At 71.7% G+C, this 18,678-nt stretch carries 16 protein-coding genes; 14 read left to right on the plus strand and 2 right to left on the minus strand.

Going from position 1 to position 18,678, the window contains the following annotated elements; all coding sequences use genetic code 11:
- Window positions 1-8 precede the first annotated feature (8 nt).
- The 14 genes from OHA64_RS44225 (at window position 9) to OHA64_RS44290 (ending at window position 16,157) form a co-directional block, all read left to right on the plus strand.
- Entirely contained in the window at window positions 9-962 is a 954-nt protein-coding gene (locus tag OHA64_RS44225) for a succinylglutamate desuccinylase/aspartoacylase family protein (RefSeq protein ID WP_405622864.1), read from the plus strand.
- Window positions 959-2,416 carry an aldehyde dehydrogenase family protein gene (locus OHA64_RS44230; RefSeq protein ID WP_405622865.1) on the plus strand — a complete coding sequence of 486 codons (1,458 nt, stop codon included), beginning with the start codon at window positions 959-961 and terminating at the stop codon, window positions 2,414-2,416. The genes OHA64_RS44225 and OHA64_RS44230 overlap by 4 nt, the downstream gene beginning before the upstream one ends.
- Entirely contained in the window at window positions 2,413-3,330 is a 918-nt protein-coding gene (locus OHA64_RS44235; RefSeq protein WP_405622866.1) for an aldo/keto reductase, read from the plus strand. The genes OHA64_RS44230 and OHA64_RS44235 overlap by 4 nt, the downstream gene beginning before the upstream one ends.
- Before the next feature lie 56 nt (window positions 3,331-3,386).
- Window positions 3,387-4,052 carry a haloacid dehalogenase type II gene (locus tag OHA64_RS44240; protein ID WP_405622867.1) on the plus strand — a complete coding sequence of 222 codons (666 nt, stop codon included), beginning with the start codon at window positions 3,387-3,389 and terminating at the stop codon, window positions 4,050-4,052.
- 58 nt (window positions 4,053-4,110) lie between these two features.
- Window positions 4,111-5,394 carry an NAD(P)/FAD-dependent oxidoreductase gene (locus OHA64_RS44245; protein ID WP_405622868.1) on the plus strand — a complete coding sequence of 428 codons (1,284 nt, stop codon included), beginning with the start codon at window positions 4,111-4,113 and terminating at the stop codon, window positions 5,392-5,394.
- A gap of 337 nt (window positions 5,395-5,731) precedes the next feature.
- Window positions 5,732-6,259: a hypothetical protein gene (locus OHA64_RS44250; protein WP_405622869.1), complete on the plus strand. Its 528-nt coding sequence runs from the start codon at window positions 5,732-5,734 to the stop codon at window positions 6,257-6,259.
- Window positions 6,260-6,665: 406 nt separating this feature from the next.
- Window positions 6,666-8,795: a hypothetical protein gene (locus tag OHA64_RS44255; RefSeq protein ID WP_405622870.1), complete on the plus strand. Its 2,130-nt coding sequence runs from the start codon at window positions 6,666-6,668 to the stop codon at window positions 8,793-8,795.
- 96 nt (window positions 8,796-8,891) lie between these two features.
- Complete coding sequence (gene pelF / locus OHA64_RS44260; RefSeq protein ID WP_405622871.1) at window positions 8,892-10,400, plus strand: GT4 family glycosyltransferase PelF; 1,509 nt, start codon at window positions 8,892-8,894, stop codon at window positions 10,398-10,400.
- On the plus strand, window positions 10,397-11,812 hold the full coding sequence (locus OHA64_RS44265; protein ID WP_405622872.1) for a hypothetical protein: 1,416 nt from the start codon (window positions 10,397-10,399) through the stop codon (window positions 11,810-11,812). Before pelF ends, OHA64_RS44265 begins: the two co-directional genes overlap by 4 nt.
- 88 nt (window positions 11,813-11,900) lie before the next feature.
- Window positions 11,901-12,902, plus strand: a complete 1,002-nt coding sequence (locus tag OHA64_RS44270) for a GDP-mannose 4,6-dehydratase (protein WP_405622873.1) — start codon at window positions 11,901-11,903, stop codon at window positions 12,900-12,902.
- Between the two features lie 43 nt (window positions 12,903-12,945).
- A complete protein-coding gene (locus OHA64_RS44275; protein WP_405622874.1) occupies window positions 12,946-13,659 on the plus strand; it encodes an NDP-sugar synthase in 714 nt (237 codons plus the stop codon).
- A 7-nt stretch (window positions 13,660-13,666) separates the two neighbouring features.
- Window positions 13,667-14,560 carry an NAD-dependent epimerase/dehydratase family protein gene (locus OHA64_RS44280; RefSeq protein ID WP_405622875.1) on the plus strand — a complete coding sequence of 298 codons (894 nt, stop codon included), beginning with the start codon at window positions 13,667-13,669 and terminating at the stop codon, window positions 14,558-14,560.
- Entirely contained in the window at window positions 14,557-15,219 is a 663-nt protein-coding gene (locus tag OHA64_RS44285) for a spherulation-specific family 4 protein (protein ID WP_405622876.1), read from the plus strand. Before OHA64_RS44280 ends, OHA64_RS44285 begins: the two co-directional genes overlap by 4 nt.
- Window positions 15,216-16,157, plus strand: coding sequence for an endo alpha-1,4 polygalactosaminidase (locus OHA64_RS44290; RefSeq protein ID WP_405622877.1), 942 nt, complete (start codon window positions 15,216-15,218; stop codon window positions 16,155-16,157). Before OHA64_RS44285 ends, OHA64_RS44290 begins: the two co-directional genes overlap by 4 nt.
- Window positions 16,158-16,283: 126 nt before the next feature.
- On the opposite strand, the gene OHA64_RS44295 is transcribed toward OHA64_RS44290, so the two are convergent.
- Both OHA64_RS44295 and OHA64_RS44300 read right to left on the minus strand, forming a co-directional pair.
- The gene (locus tag OHA64_RS44295) at window positions 16,284-16,490 is read right to left on the minus strand and encodes a YbdD/YjiX family protein (protein WP_405622878.1); all 207 of its coding nucleotides are present in this window, start codon (window positions 16,488-16,490) and stop codon (window positions 16,284-16,286) included.
- Window positions 16,487-18,670: a carbon starvation CstA family protein gene (locus OHA64_RS44300; RefSeq protein ID WP_405622879.1), complete on the minus strand. Its 2,184-nt coding sequence runs from the start codon at window positions 18,668-18,670 to the stop codon at window positions 16,487-16,489. The genes OHA64_RS44295 and OHA64_RS44300 overlap by 4 nt, the downstream gene beginning before the upstream one ends.
- Between the last annotated feature and the right edge of the window lie 8 nt (window positions 18,671-18,678).

Here is an 18,678-nt window from a genome sequence, read left to right on the forward strand (position 1 = left end):
GGAACGACATGTACTCCATCGGTCCGCTGACCGTCGCCCCCGGCGAGCGCGCCCAGGGTCTGATCCCGGTCGGCACCAGCAGCTACGGCGTGGAACTCGGCATTCCGCTGATCGTCGTCAACGGCGCGCAGGACGGCCCGGTCCTGTGTGTGGACGCGGGCGTGCACGGCGACGAGTACGACGGCCAGGAGGCCATCCGACGTGTCCTCGCCGACATCGACCCGGCCACCCTGCGCGGCACCCTCGTCGGCATCCCCTGCCTGAACACCCCCGCCTTCGAGGCCGCCGCCCGTGCCAGCGGTATCGACCACCTCAACCTCAACCGCATCTTCCCGGGCGACGCGGAAGGCTCGTACTCCCAGCGCCTGGCCGCCACCTTCGTCGAGAAGGTCGTCCCGGCCGTCGACGCCGTGGTCGACCTGCACACCGGTGGCGCCTACGGCGAGATCGCCCCGCTGGTCATCCTCCAGGGCGGCTACGAGGACCTGGCGACGGACCTGGCGCTCGCCGCCGGGCACGAGCTGGTCTGGAAGGGCGGCAAGTGGGGCGGCACGGTCCGCCACCCCGTCCTCGCGGCCGGCAAGCCCGCCATCACCATCGAGTGCGGTGGCGCCACCTACCGCGAGACCAACGTCGAGCATCACATGAACTCGATCCGCAACATCCTGCGCAGCCTCGGCATGATCGACGGCGAGGCGGAGCTGCGGGACACCTACACGACCGTCTCCGGCACCTTCGCCCGCTCCGCCTCCGGCGGCTTCTTCGTCGCCCGAGCCGAGCCGGGGGAGACCTGCAAGGAAGGCGACCTGATCGCCACCATCACCGACCACTACGGCAACCTGCTGGAAGAGGTCACCGCGCCGCAGGACGGCATCGTGCTCTGGGTGCGCCGGATCCGCACGGTCCGTCCGGGCGACGAGGTCGTCATCTTCGGCGAGGTGCTGGGGGAGATCCAGCCATGAGCGGCGAACCGCAGCTGACCGAGCTGCTGATCGACGGCAAGCAGGTCCCCGCCGCCGACGGCCGCTCCTTCACCGTCCTCGACCCGTCGAACGGGACGGCCATCGCCCAGGTGGCGCTGGCCGGCAAGGCGGACGTCGACCAGGCGGTGGCGGCGGCGAGAGCGGCCTTCACGGCCCCCGAGTGGGCCCGGATGCGTGCCGCCGACCGGGGCAGGATCCTGTACCGGATCGCCGAGGCCATCCGCTACCAGGGCGAACGGCTGGCGCGGCTGGAGAGCCAGGACGTCGGCAAGCCGCTCCGCCAGGCCAAGGCCGATGTCGAAGCGGCGGCCCGCTACTTCGAGTTCTACGCGGGCGCCGCCGACAAGCTCGGCGGCACGACGATCCCGCTCGGCCCCGGCCTGATCGACTACACGGTCCGTGAGCCGATCGGTGTCTCCGGCCACATCATCCCGTTCAACTACCCGCTGCAGAACACCGCGCGAGGCTCCGCCCCGGCACTGGCGGCGGGCTGCACGGTGGTGCTCAAGCCGTCGCCCGAGGCGCCGCTCACCCCTCTGGAGATCGGCAGGATCGCCCTGGAGTGCGGTCTCCCGCCGGGCGTGCTGAACGTGGTCCCCGGTGACGGCGAGACCGGCGCGGCCCTCGCCGGCCACCCGGACATCGACCAGGTCACCTTCACCGGCTCGGTACCGACCGGCATCAAGGTCGCCCAGGCCGCCGCCGCCAACGTGGTGCCGTCGGTCACCGAGCTGGGCGGCAAGTCGCCGGTCGTCGTCTTCGCCGACGCCGACTTCGACCTGGCGCTGACGGCCATCGCGGCCTCGGCCTTCGGCAATGCGGGCCAGACCTGCTCGGCCGGCACCCGGCTGCTGGTCCAGCGCGGAGCCGAGGTGTTCCTCGACAAGCTGGTCTCGCACGCCGCCGCACTGCGCGTCGGCCCGGGACTCACCGACCCGGACGTCGGCCCGCTGGTCGCCGCCCGGCAGCGCGACCGGGTGCTGAGCTACGTGGAACTGGCCCGACAGGAGGGCGCGACGGTCCGCGTCGGCGGCGCCCCGTCCGATCCGGCCCTGGCCGACGGTTACTACGTCGAGCCGACCGTCCTCACCGGCCTGACGAACGACGCCCGTTGCGCCCGCGAGGAGATCTTCGGCCCCGTCGTCACCGTCATCGAGTTCGATGACGCCGAGGAGGCCCTGGACATCGCCAACGACAGTCCGTACGGCCTGGCCTCCTACGTCTGGACCCGGGACATCGACAAGGCGATGCGGCTGGCCGAGGGCATCCGGGCCGGCCAGGTCTACGTCAACGCCATCGGTGTCGGCACCGGCGTCGAGCTCCCCTTCGGCGGCTACAAGCACAGCGGCTGGGGCCGGGAGAAGGGCCTGGCAGGCCTGGACAGCTACCTGCAGACCAAGAACGTCTGCATCGGGTTCGGGAACCGGTCATGAGATACCGCACCCTGGGCGAGCGTGGGCCGGCCGTCTCCGTGGTCGGCGTCGGCGGCAACAACTTCGGAGCCCGCCTCGACGAGGAGGGCACGAAGGCCGTCGTCCACGCGGCCCTGGATGCCGGGATCACCCTGTTCGACACGGCCGACATGTACGGCGGGCGCGGCGACGGCGAACGGCTCCTGGGTGCCGCTCTGAAGGGCCACCGGGACGAGGTGGTCCTGGCCACCAAGTTCGGCATGGAGATGGGGCCCGAGGCGGACCTCTACGGCCGGCGGGGCGCCCGCCCCTACATCCGGTACGCCGTCGAGGCATCCTTGCGCCGGCTCGGCACCGACCGGATCGACCTGTACCAGTACCACGAGCCGGACGGCGTCACCCCGCTCGACGAGACGATCGCCGCCCTGCTCGACCTCGTGGACGAGGGCAAGATCGGCCACATCGGCTGCTCCAACCTGCCGGCCGATGAGCTCACCGGTGCCTTCGTCAGCACGCAGGCCCGCTACCACCTGCTCGACCGCGGCGCGGAGAGCGACCTGATCCCCGCCTGTCTGCGCCACGGCGTGGGTCTGCTGCCGTACTACCCGCTGGCCAACGGCCTGCTCAGCGGCAAGTACCGGCGCGGCGAGGCTCCCCCGCCGGGCAGCCGCCTGTCCTGGCGGGAGGGCTGGCTCACCGACGTCGCCCTCGACCGGGTGGAGGCGCTCACCGCGTACGGAGCCGAACGCGGCCTGACCCTCCTCCAGGTCGCCGTGGGCGGACTCGCCGCCCTGCCCGCCGTCGGCTCCGTCATCTGCGGCGCCATGACACCCGAACAGGTCACCGCCAACGCGGCGGCGGCCGACTGGATCCCTGACGCGGCCGACCTGGCCGCACTCGACGCGATCGTCATCCCCGGCGAACGCGTCGTCTGAAGCGCCTGCCCCCACCCCTGGAAATCCGGAAACCCGCGAGACAGAGGCTGAACACCATGCGAGAGATCGTCACCTTCGACGCCTATGCGACCCTGATCAACTTCGAGCTCGGCCCCACGACTCTGAAGGTCCTCGAGGATCGGCTGGACCTGGACAACCTCGATGTCGACGAGTTCCTCGACGACTTCCGCGTCATGCGCTTCCAGGCCGTTCTGGAGGCCTACCGCCCGTACCACGAGATCCTGCACTCCAGTCTGCGCAACGCCATGCGCCTGCACGGTCTGGAGTACCGCGAGTCCGACGGCGACGCCCTGGTCGAGGCCGTCCCCACCTTCGGCCCCTGGCCCGAGGTCCCGGACGCCCTGCGTGCCCTGAAGACCAAGTACGAGATCGCCATCATCTCCAACACCGACGACAACCTGATCGCGCGGAACGTCGAGAACATCGGCGTCGAGTTCGACTACGTCATCACCGCCCAGCAGGCCGGCGCGTACAAGCCGGACCGCCAGACCTTCGAGCACGCCTTCAAGACCATGGGCGTCGAGCCGTCCCAGGTCATCCACACCGCCCAGGGCTGGGAGTACGACCACATCCCGACCCGCGACCTCGGCCTGAAGCGCCGGGTGTGGATCAACCGCTACGGCCGCCTGGGCAGCGCCGACTACCAGCCGTACGACGAGCTGCCCGACCTGTCGGGTCTGCCGAAGCTGCTCGGCTGCTGACCAAGGGCGTAACGGCGACACGGGCCACCCAGGACACTGAACACAGAGGACGCAAGCCATGAAGCAGATCCCCTACTGGCTGGACACAGCCCCCGCCCTGCCCGACCGCTCCGGAAAGGACCTGCCCGACGAGGCGGACGTGGTGGTGATCGGCGGCGGGCTCACCGGCCTGTCCACCGCCTACCACACCGCGCGCAAGGGCGCCCGGGTCGTCCTCGTCGAGAAGGACAAGGTCGGCTCGGGCGCCTCCGGGCGCAACGGCAGCATGTGCACCCAGGGCATCACCATCAGCCCCGCCGATGCGCGCAAGCGTTACGGCCAGGAGCGCGCACTCGAGCTGTACAACGCCTTCCGCGAGGCGGTCGATGTCGTCGAGGAGCTGACGCGGAAGGAGCAGATCGACTGCGACTTCAACCGCTCCGGGCGCCTCGGCGCGGTCTGCAAGCCCCAGCACTTCGAGGGCCTGCGGGCCAAGCAGCGCGACCTGGCCGAGAACTTCGGCCACGAGACGGTCGTCCTGAGCAAGAGCGACCTGCGGGCCGAGCTCGGCTCGGACTACTACCACGGCGCCCTGCTCGACCCGCTCAGCGCGGGCCTGCACGTGGGCAAGTTCGTCGGCGGCCTGGCAGACGCGGCCGAGCGTGCCGGCGCCGAGATCCACGAGCGCAACGCCGCCACCGGCCTCACCCGCCTTTCCGGCGGCGGCTTCCTGGTGGAGACCCTGCACGGCACCATCCGTGCCAAGCAGGTCATGGCGGCGACGGACGCCTACACCGACAAGTCGATGCCGTGGTTCCGGAAGCGGCTGATCAACGTCGGCAGCTTCATCATCGTCACCGAGCCGCTGGGGGAGGCGCGCGCCAAGGAGCTGATCCCGAACGGCCGCCTGCTGGTCGCCCACAAGAATGTCGGCCACTACGTCCGCCTCACCCCCGACAACCGTCTCGCCTTCGGAGGCCGGGCCCGCTTCGCCCCCTCCAACCCGGCCTCCGACATCAAGAGCGGCGACATCCTCAAGCGGGAGATGACCGAGATCTTCCCGCAGCTCGCCGGGGTGCGGATCGACTACGTGTGGGGCGGCATGGTCGGCATGTCCTGGGACCGCATCCCGCACGCGGGCGAGGTCAACGGCCTGTACTACTCCATGGGTTACTGCGGCCACGGCGTCCAGATGGCCACGTACATGGGCCGCGCGGTCGCCGAGATGATGGACGGCAGGCCGGAGGCCAACCCGCTGCGCGGCCTCGGCTTCCCGAAGGTCCCCGTCCCCTTCTACAACGGCACTGCCTGGTTCCTTCCGTTCGGCGGCGCCTACTACAAGGCCAAGGACCGCCTGCTCTGAGGCGCCGGTGACGCGCGCGGGGGGCCCTTCCGCCGACGGGCGGCGGGAGGCCCCGCAGGCCTCGGGCGGTGGGCGCGTCGCGCCCCGGCCGGGGAGGGAACCGTCGGATCCGATACGCGCCAATAGCATCAACCCGCACCACAGGGCCGTCGGGCCTCACCGGCCCCGTCGCTCCGTCCCGGCACACCCCCGCTACCGTGCGCATTTACGGACGCTCCGCCGGTCGCACGGCTTCATCACGTCAGCTTCACAGGGCGCACACTTTCGGCCGGGCGGTGTCGAGTGAGCCGCTGCCGGGGCAGACGGTGCGCCCGCGGGATGCCTAGCCTCCCAGGCCATGCGATCACCACTGATGAGACGCTTCGGCCTCGGTGCCGTCCTCGCCCTCGCCCTCGCCGTGTTCGGCCTGGCCCCGACTGCGAGCGCGGCCGACCCGGCACCGGCCGAGCTGACGTTCGCCACCGACAGCGCCACCACCACGCCCGGCGGCACGGTGAATCTGTCGATGACGATCACCAACCACAAGACCTACGACATCTGGTTCGTGTACCAGACCATCGAACCGACGTGGCTGACCACCCAGCGCCCCGACCTGAAGTACAGCTTCACCGGCTGCAGCCTGGCCACGACCGCCGGCCCCACCCCGTGCTCCGGAACCGGCCCCGCCAACCTCGGCACCAACTACGGCGCCACCGTCCCGCCCGGCCAGAGCCGCACCGTCACGCTGACGCTCCAGGTGGCCGCCGACTCCGGCTGCAACGGCAACATCGGCTTCTACTCGTACTACTACGCCGAGTTCAGCGACAGCACCAACGCGAGCGGTGGTCCGGTCTACACGCCCGAGACCCGGGTGCTGTGTGCCTGACGGCTCGACGGGAACAGGGCCGAGCGTAGCCAGTGTGACCTGAAACCGGCTGCGACCAGCTGTGCACTCCGGTATGGACCATTGGCACTCCGTCCGGCGGGCCCCAGTGGTCCGGCGGTGTGCCGCGCCGTGCCGGACCAGCACACCGAGCCCTCGCGTCCACCGGGTCACCCGTGCCCCCTGATGGAAAAACCCTCAATTCGGTTGCACGAGTGACCCGTTGGGCACCTGCGGTTTTCCGTCATGTTTCGCAGGATGACCACGAAAGCTCCACACCTGCATCACTATGTGACGCGACGGATGTGTCGGCGACTGGCTTCTGAGGGGGATGCCGGCGTCGCGCGAGGGGGTGCGTCCGCTCCATGGGAGCCGTACTCACCCCTGCCCGGGGAGGGGACTTCACCGCATGAAGCGGAGCATACGTACGACCGCGCTCACGGTGGGCGCGGTCGTCGCCGCGGTCGGCCTGCCGGCCGGCGCGGCCAGAGCCGCCGACGCCACACCCCGCATCGACCTGCGGGTGCTGGTGGTGAGCGACGGCGGCCCGTCCACCGACGCCATCGCGGAGGAACTGGACACGGCCGGGACGCCGTACACCGAGATCGACCTCACACAGGCCGGTCGGCCCGTGATCGACGCCGGCTTCCTCGCGGACACCGTGGACGGCCGGCCGCGCGCCAGGTTCCAGGCCGTCGTGCTGCCCAACGACAACCCGTTCACCGCCGGTTCGAGCGAGATGGCGGCGCTCGCTGCCTACGAGCGGACGTACGCCATTCCCCAGGTCGACGCCTACACCTACGCGCGTCCGGAAGCGGGTCTGCAGTACCCGGTCTTCGGCGGCTACTCCGGCAGCGTCGACGGCGTGCAGGCCTCGGTGACCTCCGCCGGCCGGGCGGGCCCCTTCGACTACCTCGACGGCACGGTGCCCTTCGAGGACAACGACCCGGCCGTGGGCGAGAGTTACGCCTACCTGTCGACGCCCGTGGCGGGCGCCGACTTCACCTCGTACGTGGACGCTCCGATCCCCGGGCGGTCGACGCGTGGCTCGCTGGTGGGCGAGTACCGGCACGACGGGCGGCGCGAACTCGTCGTCACGTTCGTCTACAACCAGTACCAGCAGCAGTTCCGGCTGCTGGCCCGCGGCATCGTCGAGTGGATGACCGGCGGCGTCCACCTCGGCGCCTCCCGCAACTACTTCGCCGTCCACGTGGACGACGTGTTCGCCGCCGACGACCGCTGGAACAGCACCCTGAACTGCACGCCCGGCGACGTCGACTGCGCCGACCCCGACGCCGAGCCCGACCCGATCCGCATGACGCCCGCGGACGTCGACCACGCCATCGCCTGGCAGAACAGCCGGGGTCTCACCCTCGACCTCGCCTACAACGCCGCCGGCAGCGTCAACCAGCGCGAGGACAACAACGGCGTCGACGCCCTCGCCGACAAACTGATCGCGGACCGGAGCGAGTTCCGCTGGATCAACCACACCTACTCGCACCCCTTCCTGGGCTGCGTGCAGGACACCACGGTGGTGCCCTGGAAGTGCGCCACCAACGCCGACGGCAGCACCCGGTGGGTCAGTCGCGCGGAGATATCCGACGAGGTAGCCATCAACCGCGTGTGGGGCCAGGCCGCCCGACTCCCGCTGGACGACGGCGAGTTGGTCACCGGCGAGCACTCCGGCATGAAGGTGCTGCCGCAGCAGCCCGAGGACAACCCCAACCTGGCGCTCGCCCTCGACGACAACGACATCACCTGGCTCGGCTCGGACAACTCCCGTGACCCCGCCCAGCGTCAGCTCGGCCCGGCCACCACCGTCCCCCGCTACCCGATGAACGTCTTCTACAACGCGGGCCGGGCCGCCGACCAGGTCGACGAGTACAACTGGATCTACACCAGCCGCGCCCAGGGCGGCAGCGGCATCTGCGAGGACAACCCGGCCACGTCGACGTGCCTGCCGGCACCGCTGAACACGGCCACCGGCTACGCCGAACACATCGTGCCCCTGGAGAAACGAATCGCCCTCGGACACGTCCTGTCCAACGATCCCAAGCCGCACTTCATCCACCAGTCCAACCTGGCCGAGGACCGCATCGCCTACCCGGTGCTGAACGGCGTCCTCGACGGCTACGACGCCCTGTTCGCGGACAACGCCCCCGTGGTGAACCTGCGGATGAAGGACATCGGCATCGAACTCCGGCGCAGAGCCGCCTGGCAGGCCGCCCTGAAGGACGGCCAGGTCACCGCCTACCGCATCGGCGACGCGGTGACCGTCCAGGCACCGGACGGACTCGCCGTGACGGCGACCGCGCCCACCGGCACCACCCTGGGCGGCGCCTCCTTCGGCTCGGCGTACGCGGGCGGGACATCCGGCTGGACGCCCTCCGTCGGCACCCCGCTCGACCTCACCCTGCCGGCGTCCGCCACGACACCGGCCGCGAAGGCCACCGACCCCGCCCCGGCCACCGACCCCGCGCCGGACACCCGAGTCCCCGCCGGCGTGACCGAACAGGTTCCGTACCCCGCGGGCAACTGAACCGCGCACCCACCCAAGGACCGACCGCGGTCCCGTCCGCCATCCGTGGCCGGGACCGGTACGAACCACCCCACACCTCGGCCGTGGAGCACATCGATGCACGTTCCCCACGCCGCGCGACGCCCCGGCGCGACGCGCGTCACCCTGCTCACCGAAGGCACCTACCCACACAGTCACGGCGGCGTGAGTGTCTGGTGCGACCAACTCGTCCAGGGCATGCCCGACATCGACTTCGACGTCGTCGCCGTCACCGGCACCGGACGCGAACCCGTCGTCTGGGACCTGCCCGCCCATGTGACGCGGGTCCTGTCCGTCCCCATGTGGGGCGCCCCGCCCGAGGGCCGCCCGCCCCGGGGCCGCGCCCGCAACCAACTCGCCGCCGCCTACGAGCAGTTCCTGACCGCGCTGCTCGACCCGTGCGCCGAGGACGGCTTCCCGCCCGCCCTGTACGCCATGGCGCGCGCCGCCACGGACGGCACGCTGAGCCCGTTCCTGCGCGGCGACCGGGCCGTCACGATCCTGGCCGACGTGTGGAACCGGCCGGGCCTGGCGGTGCGCGAGGCCGGTCCCACGCTGCACGACGCGCTCACCGCGACCGCCCTGCTGGAACACGCCCTGCGCCCGCTGGCCGCACCGCTGCCCGAGAACGGGGTCGCGCACGCCGTCAGCGGCGGGGTCGCCGCGCTGCCCGGCCTCGCCGCGCTCCACCAGTACGGTGTACCCCTGCTGCTGACCGAACACGGCGTCTATCTGCGCGAGCGCTACCTCGGCTACCGCACCGCCCCCTACCGCTGGCCCGTGAAGGCCGTCGTCCTCGGCTTCTTCCGGCTGCTCGCCGAGGAGAGCTACCGCCGGGCTGCCCTGATCACGCCCGGCAACCGCTACAACCGGCTCTGGGAGGAACAGGGCGGCGCCGACCCGGAGTCGATCCGCACGGTCTACAACGGCGTGGACCCGGCCGCGTTCCCGCCGGCCGGGCCCGAGCCGCAGGAACTCACCCTCAGCTGGGCGGGCCGGGTCGACCCCATCAAGGACCTGGAGACCCTCATCCGGGCCTTCTCCCTCGTACGGGCCCAACTCCCCGACGCGCGGCTGCGGTTGTTCGGCGGGACACCGCGTGGCGGAGAGGCATACCGGGAACGCTGCGAGGCGCTGGCCGCCGAACTCGGGCACGCGGAAGCGGTCACCTTCGAAGGCCGCGTCGACGACATCAAGGACGCCTACGCGGCCGGCAACGTCGTCATGCTGTCCAGCATCAGCGAAGGCTTCCCGTTCACCCTGATCGAGGCCATGTCGTGCGGACGGGCCACCGTCTCCACCGACGTGGGCGGAGTACGCGAGGCCGTCGGCGACACCGGCCTCGTCGTACCGCCGCGCGACCCGGCGGCGATGGCGGCGGCCGCGCTGGAACTGCTCCGCGATCCCGCACGGCGCCGGGCGATGGGAGAGGCGGCGCGGCTGCGGGTGATCGAGCAGTTCACCCTGCGCCAGACCATCGACACCTTCCGCGCGATCTACCTCGAACTGCCCACGCTTGAACGGCGGTCGAAGCCCGCGCCGACCATTTCGGAGGCGCTCGCGCCGGTGAGCACGGTGGCCGGATGAGCGGGCCGATATCCCTCGAACCCGGCGGCGCCGAACAGGACACCCTGGCACTGCGGCTGGCCGAGACCCGCCCGCCGCGCCGCCGCCCGCGCTGGGCCCTCGACGACGCCACGCTCGCCATCCGGCTGCCGAGGCGCGGCCCCGACGAGGAGGCGGTCAGCGCACTGGCCGCCGAACTCGCCGACCGTGTCGGTCCCGCCGTCCACCCCTACGAGGTCGCCGCGCTGCTGGAGGCGGAGGGCCTGTCCGCCTCCCTGATCAAGGACCGCTACGGCCACCCGAACCTGTTCTCGCTGGCCTCCGCCCTGTACGAACGGGTACCGCGCACCTTCCCGGAGCCCGCGCCCACGGCCGACCCCTGGCGCCCGGACACCGTGCGCTGCCTCCTGCGCGGAGTGCTGTTCGCGCTGCCCGGGCTCGCCTACCTGCTGACCGCGCCGCTCTGGAACGCCGAAGGGAAGGCCTCGGCCCTGATCGTGGCCGGACTCGTCTCCTGGGCCTGGGGACAGGCCCTCGGCCACCGGGCTCACCTGCGGATGGCCACCGGCAGACGGGAGGCCGGCCGTACGCTCCTGGCCGGCGCGCCCGCGGGGGCGGCGGTGGCCACCGCCGTCGCGGCGCTACCGGCCGGTGGCGGCCCGGTGACGCTGGTGGCGGCCGCACAGTCGGCGTACCTCGCGGCGGCCGGCATCCTGCTGGTGCTGGGCCGGGAACGGCTGCTGCTGGCCGCGCTCAGCCCACTGGTCGCCGGCACCGCCGTCCTGCCATGGTGGGAGCCGGGCCCTTTGCCGCGGGCGGGGCTGCCGCTCCTGGCGTTGCTCGCCACACTCGCCGTCACCGGCCGGGCCCTGTGGACCGTCCTCGCCGTCCCGGCCGTGTCCGGCGCCACCCGGCCCCGCATGCTGTGGTCCCTGCCGTACGGCCTGTTCGGGCTGGCGGCCGGGGTGCTGGTCCTGCTGGAGGGGCGACAGGAGCCGTACGCGGTGATCGTGCTGACCGTCAGCATGGGGCCGGCCGAGTGGCTGCTGTACCGCTACCGCGGCCTGTCGGTCGCCGCCCTGCGCGCCACCGCGACGCCCGCCGGGTTCCTGCTCCGCTCGGCCGGCATCCTCGCCCTCTGTCTCCTCGGCTACCTCCTGCCGCTGCTCCCCGCCGCCCTGCTCACCGGCGCCGAACCGGCCACCCTGCTGCTGCTCGCGGCCACCCTGTGGACCGCGCTGCTGCTCCAGGCGTTCGGGGCGGCCTGGTCCTCGGCCACGATCTCCCTCGCCGCCGCCGGCGGCGCCGGCGTGGTCGCCCTGCTGCACCTCCCACCGGGGCCGACGGCGCTGCCGCTGGCCTGCGGCGCGGCGGCGCTGTGTCTGGCCGGGTGTGCCCTGTGGTTCCTCGGACGGCCGGCCCCGCACGTCTGACACCCCCGTCGACAGGGCCGAAAACCCGGCCGACCCCCGCACGGTCCCTTGCTCCACTCACCCGCAACCAACCGGAAGGACTACCGAGTTGAACTCCGCACCGCTCGCCGCCGTCACCGGAGCCGAGGGTTTCATCGGCTCGCACCTCACCGAGGCACTGGTCGCCTCCGGACACCGGGTCAGAGCCATGGCCCAGTACAACTCGTTCTCCTCCTACGGCTGGCTCGAGACCCTGCACCCGGACGTCCTCGACCAGGTGGAGATCGTCCTCGGCGACGTCCGGGACCCCGGCTCGGTCCGTGGCCTGCTCGAAGGAGCCGACGTCGCCTACCATTTGGCCGCCCTGATCGCGATCCCGTACTCGTACCAGGCGCCGCACAGCTACGTGGACACCAATGTCACCGGCACCCTCAACGTGCTGGAGGCGGTACGCGCGCTCGGCACGCCCCGGCTGGTGCATACCTCCACCAGCGAGACGTACGGCACCGCGCAGACCGTCCCCATCACCGAGGACCACCCCATCAACACCCAGTCGCCGTACGCCGCTTCGAAGGCGGGCGGGGACCGGCTGGCGGACAGTTACCACGCCAGCTTCGACACCCCGGTCGTGACACTGCGGCCCTTCAACACCTTCGGGCCCCGCCAGTCGATGCGCGCGGTCATCCCCACCGTGATCGGCCAGGTCGCCGCGGGGGAGCGCACCATCACCCTCGGAGACCTGCGTCCCACCCGGGACTTCACCTTCGTCAAGGACACCGCGCAGGCGTTCCTCGCCGTGGGCACCGCGCCCGCCGAGCAGGTCGTGGGCCGCACCCTCAACGCCGGTACGGGCGGCGAGATCTCCGTGGGCGACCTGGTCGCCCTGATCGGCAAGGTGATGGACACCGCCCTCGACGTCCGCGCGGACCCCCAGCGCATCCGGCCCGCCAACTCCGAGGTCATGCGGCTGGTCGCGGACGCGAGCCGACTCACCGCCGCCACCGGCTGGCAGCCCGCCCACACCTTGGAGGAAGGGCTCGCGCACACCGTGGAGTTCTTCGGCGACCCGGCCAACCTGGCCCGCTACAAGACCGGCATCTACAACATCTGACCTCGCCCGGCACGTCTGCGCACGTACACGAAGGAGGAGCCCCATGCACGCAGTGATCCTGGCGGGAGGCAAGGGCGTTCGGCTGCGGCCCTACACCACCGCGCTGCCCAAGCCGCTCGTCCCCATCGGCGACCAGCACGCGATCCTGGAGATCGTGCTGCGGCAGCTCAGCACGGCAGGCTTCACCAGTTGCACCATCGCCATCGGCCATCTCGGCGAGATCATCCGCGCCTACGTCGGCGACGGCTCCCAGTGGGGCCTCACCGTCGACTACGCCACCGAGGAGAGCCCGCTGGGCACCATGGGCCCGCTGCTCACCCTGCGGGACAGTCTGCCCGAGCACTTCCTGGTGATGAACGGTGACGTCCTGACCGACCTCGACTACGCCGACGTCCTGCGCACACACCGCGACTCGGGCGCACCGCTGACCATCGCCACGTACGCCCGCAAAGTGCAGATCGACTTCGGGGTGCTGACCACCGACTCGAGCCGGGTCGTCGCCTTCACCGAGAAGCCGAGCATGGACTACCGCGTCTCCATGGGCGTCTACGGCCTGTCCCGCTCGACGCTCGAGGGCTACACGCCCGGACTCCCGCTCGGCTTCGACGAGTTGGTGCTGGACCTGTTGGCCATTCAGAACCAGCCGCACGCCTACGAGTTCGACGGATACTGGCTGGACATAGGTCGCCCGGACGACTACGACCGGGCCAACGCCGAGTTCACCACCCGCAAGTCGCATCTGCTCAAGGGAGCCTGAGCGCCGCATGCGTATTCTCGTCCTGGGGCACACCGGTTATCTGGGTGCCCATGTCGTCGAGCGGCTGCGCGCCCTGCCGGGCGCGCTGGTCCTCGGCGGCGGCCGATCGTCCGCCGCCGAGTTCCCCGTCGATCTGGCCTCCGACCGCCCGGAGCGGCTGGCCAAGACCCTCGCGGCCGCCGCGCCCGACACCGTGATCAACTGCGCGGGCGCGACCGGCGGGGACGCGGTGACCCTCGCGGAGGTCAACGCCCGCGGCCCCGCCGTGCTGTGCGCCGCGCTGCGCGAGGCGGCGCCCGCGGCGCGTCTGGTGCACCTGGGCTCGGCCGCCGAGTACGGTCCCGGCGTCCCGGACACCCGGGTGCCGGAGTCGGCGGCCACCCGCCCGGTCGGACCGTACGGCGCGACCAAGCTCGCCGGCACGGTCGCGGTGACCTGCTCCGGCCTGGACGCGGTGGTGCTGCGGGTGGGCAATCCGGTGGGGCCCGGGGCCCCGGCCGGCGGGCTGCCCGGCCGGATCGCCGGACTGCTGCGCGCGGCGGGCCCGGACCCGGACGCGGTGCTCCGGCTCGGCGACCTGTCCGCGTACCGCGACTTCGTCGACGTACGCGACCTGACCCGGGCGGTGGCCCTCGCGGTCACCGCCCCCGGCCCGCTGCCGCCCGTCCTCAACATCGGCGGCGGCCGGGCCGTCCCGGTGCGTGACCTGGTGCGGGGCCTGGCCGACAGGGCCGGCTTCCGCGGGCGGATCGAGGAGAACGCCGCCGGGTCCGCCCGCGCGGCTCAGGTGTCCTGGCAGTGCTCCGACATCACCTCAGCCGAGAAGGCGCTGGGCTGGCGCCCGGCGCACACCCTCGACGACGCGCTGGCCGCACTCTGGGAAGGCGACGGTACGCCGTGAGCCTGCTGATTCCGCTCTACGTCCACCCCACCGAGGACCCGGGTGCCTGGCACCGCCTGATCACCGCCGCCACCCGCACCTACGGGATCGTCCTCAACCCCGCGAACGGCCCGGGCGACGGCCCCGATCCCGCGTTCACCGCCGCCGCCGGGGCGTTGCGCGCGGCCGGGGCACGGCTGCTCGGTTACGTCGACACCGACTACGGGGTGCGTGACCTCGCGGAGATCGCCGACGACGTACGCCGGCACCGGGAGTGGTACGCGGCCGACGGCTGCTTCCTCGACCGGGTGACGGCGACGCCGGAGGGCCTGTCGGCGTGCCGTCGGCTGGTGCGGACCGTACGCCGGCTCGGTGCGGGGACGGTCGTCCTCAACCCCGGGGTGCATCCGGCGCCCGGGTACGTCCGCCTCGCCGACCTCACCGTCACCTTCGAGGGCCACTGGTCGACGTACGTGTCGGCCTTCAGCAGACCGGCGTGGACCGCGCGGCAGCCGGCCGAGCGCATGTGCCACCTCGTCTACGGCGTGCCCGAGGCTCTCGTCCCCCTCGCCGTCCGCACCGCGCACGACCGCGGTGCGGCGGTCTGCGGTCCGGTGACGGGCGAACCTCCCAATCCCTGGGCCGGGTTGACGCCCGCGCTGACGGGGACCGAGCGATGAGGAACAGGGCACCGGCGTACGCGACGCTGCTGGCCGTGCTGGGAGCTGTCGCCCTTGCGGGCTGCTCCGGCGTGGACGGGACGACGAGCCCCGGAGCCCACCGGACCACCGACACACGCGGTCCTGCATCAGGCGCCCCGGGCCGCACGACCCCCCGGCCCCCGACCGAGGCCACGAGGAGCGCCCCGACCACCGGTAACTCCCCACCCGCACCCCGCCCTTCGACACGCCCCGCGAAGACGCGCTGGAAACCCCGGCCCGGCCTCGCCTGGCAGTGGCAACTGGACGGAAAGGTCACCCCCTCGGCCGACGTACCCGTCTACGACATCGACGGTTTCGAGAACTCCGCGGCCGACGTGGCCCGCCTGCACCGCGAGGGCCGCAAGGTCATCTGCTACGTCAACGTGGGCGCCTGGGAGAACTTCCGGCCCGACAAGGACGCCTTCCCGCGCTCGGTGCTCGGTGAGACCAACGGGTGGGCGGGCGAACGCTGGTTGGACATCCGGCGGCTCTCCGTCCTGAAGCCGATCATGGAGCGCCGCTTCGACATGTGCCGCGACAAGGGCTTCGACGCGGTGGAGCCCGACCTGGTGGAGGGCTACGGCAACGACACCGGCTTCCCGCTCACCGCACGCGACCAACTCGCCTACAACCGCATGATCGCGACCGTCGCCCACGAGCGCGGACTGTCGGTCGGACTGAAGAACGACCTCCCCCAGATCCCCCGACTCCTCGCCGACTTCGACTTCGCCGTCAACGAGGAGTGCGCCCAGTACGACGAGTGCGCGGAACTCGCCCCCTTCATCGCGGCGGGCAAGGCGGTGTTCCACGTGGAGTACTCGGAACCAAGAAGCGGCTTTTGTGCCGAGTCCCGCCGACTGGGGCTGTCCTCGATGGTGAAGGAGCCGGAACTGGGGGTGTGGCGTCAGCCGTGCTGACCCCGGCACCGACGCGGCGCCCGGGTATCGCCGGCACCAGGGCGGCGCGGTCGGCCACCGCCCTGGTGGTGGCCGACCGACCTCGTGACCGAGGACTGAGCGCCCGGCGCGACCGTGGGCGGGCCGTCAGCAGCAGCGGCTCTGCGGGTGCGTCTCCCGGTGCCGGGTGCGCTGCGTCTCGTACTCGCGGCGGGTCGGTACCGGCGCGAGCGGATGGTGGCGTCGGTGCCGCTCGCAGTGGCGGTCGTACTCCGCCTCGCCGGTCAGCTCCCGCAGGTACCAGCGCACGGCCCGGGCCCAGCGCACGGCCCGGGCCCAGCGGGGGGCCCTCACGAGCGGGCCACGGCCAGCGGCTCGGCCCCCTGCGCGGGCACGTCGATGCGGGATTCGACGTACGGCGTCTCGGTGGTCGGCGACACCCCGGGCGAGCGGACGGCCCGGACGCACACCACCGCGGCGTTGACGATCACCACGGCGACCAGCAGCAGGAAGAGGGCGATCAGCACACCGTCGACGGTGGAGTTGGTGACCACGGTGTGCATGTCGTCCAGGGTCTTGGCGGGCGGCAGGACCTGGCCGGCGTCAAGAGCGTCGGCGTACCGCCCGCGCTGGGCGAAGAAGCCGACCTTGGGATCGTCGGAGAAGAGTTTCTGCCAGCCGGCGGTGAACGTCACCGCGACCACCCAGGCCAGCGGGAGGCCCGTCACCCAGGCCCAGCGCAGCCGCCCGGACTTGACCAGGACCGTCGTGCACACGGTGAGGGCGATGGCGGCGAGCAGCTGGTTGGCGATGCCGAAGAGCGGGAACAGCTGGTTGATCCCGCCCAGCGGGTCGGTGGCGCCGGAGTGCAGGAAGTAGCCCCAGGCGGCGACGACGAGCCCGCTGCACAGCCAGATTCCGGGCTTCCAGTTGACCCGGCCCAGAGGCTTGAAGACGTTGCCGAGCATGTCCTGGAGCATGAACCGCCCGACCCGGGTGCCCGCGTCGACCGTCGTCAGGATGAACAGTGCCTCGAACATGATGGCGAAGTGGTACCAGAACGCCTTCATCGCGGTGCCGCCGAGGATCCCGGAGAAGATCTCCGACATGCCGACGGCGAGCGTGGGCGCACCGCCCGACCGGGCGATCAGCGTCTGCTCCTCGACCGCCTTGGCGGCCTGGGTGAGCTGGTCGGGCGTGATGGTGAAGCCGAGGCCCGCCACCGCGTGGGACGCCGACTGGGCCGTCGTACCGAGAAGCCCCGCGGGGGCGTTCATCGCGTAGTACAGGCCGGGTTCGAGGGTGGCCGCGGCGATCAACGCCATGATCGCGACGAACGACTCCATCAGCATGGCGCCGTAGCCGATCAGCCGGACCTGGGACTCCTTCTCGATCAGCTTCGGGGTGGTGCCGGAGGCGACCAGGGCATGGAAGCCGGACAGCGCGCCGCAGGCGATGGTGATGAAGAGGAAGGGGAAGAGGGAACCGGAGAACACCGGACCGGCGCCCGAACTCGCGAACTTGCTGACGGCGTCCGCGTGCAGCACGGGCGCGGCGACCACGACGCCGACCGCGAGCAGCGCGATGGTGCCGATCTTCATGAAGGTGGACAGGTAGTCGCGGGGCGCGAGCAGCATCCACACCGGCAGGACGGAGGCGACGAAGCCGTATCCGATCAGGCAGAACACGAGGGTCGTCGGGCTCAGGGTGAAGGTGTCGGCCAGCGAGGAGTTCTGGACCCAGCTGCCGCCGGCGATCGCGAGCAGCAGCAGCGCCACGCCGATCAGGCTGGTCTCGACGACCCGGCCGGGGCGGATCCGGTGCATCCAGAAGCCCATGAACAGGGCGATGGGGATCGTCATCGCGACCGAAAAGGTGCCCCAGGGGGAGTGGGCGAGCGCGTTCACGACGACCAGTGCCAGCACGCCCAGCAGGATGATCATGATGGCGAAGACGGCGATCAGGGCGGCGGCGCCGCCGGCCCGGCCGATCTCGTCGCGGGCCATCTGCCCCAGCGACTTGCCGTCCCGCCGCATCGACAGGAACAGCACGACCATGTCCTGCACCGCCCCGGCGAAGATCACCCCGGCGACGATCCACAGGGTGCCCGGAAGGTAGCCCATCTGGGCCGCCAGTACCGGACCCACCAGTGGGCCCGCTCCTGCGATCGCGGCGAAGTGGTGGCCGAGCAGCACCCGGCGGTCGGTCGGCTGGAAGTCGACACCGTCCTCCAGCCGTTCGGCGGGAGTGGCCCTGCGGTCGTCCGGCTTCAGCACGCGGCGGGTGATGAAGCGGGAGTAGAAGCGGTAGGCGATGGCGTACGAACCGAGCGCGGCCACCACCAGCCAGACCGCGGAGATCTTCTCACCGCGGTTCAGCGCGACCACGCCCCAGGCGACGGCGCCCAGCAGCGAGACGGTGGCCCACAGCAGGATCGAGCGGGGCGACATGCGGGGCCGTAGGGAGGAACGCCTTTCGGAGGGCGGCTCCTGTGGCTCGGGGAGACCGGATTCGGGCATGGCTGACGTAGGCATGGCGGCTC

This window comes from Streptomyces sp. NBC_00076 (assembly GCF_045041235.1).
Taxonomy (GTDB): domain Bacteria; phylum Actinomycetota; class Actinomycetes; order Streptomycetales; family Streptomycetaceae; genus Streptomyces.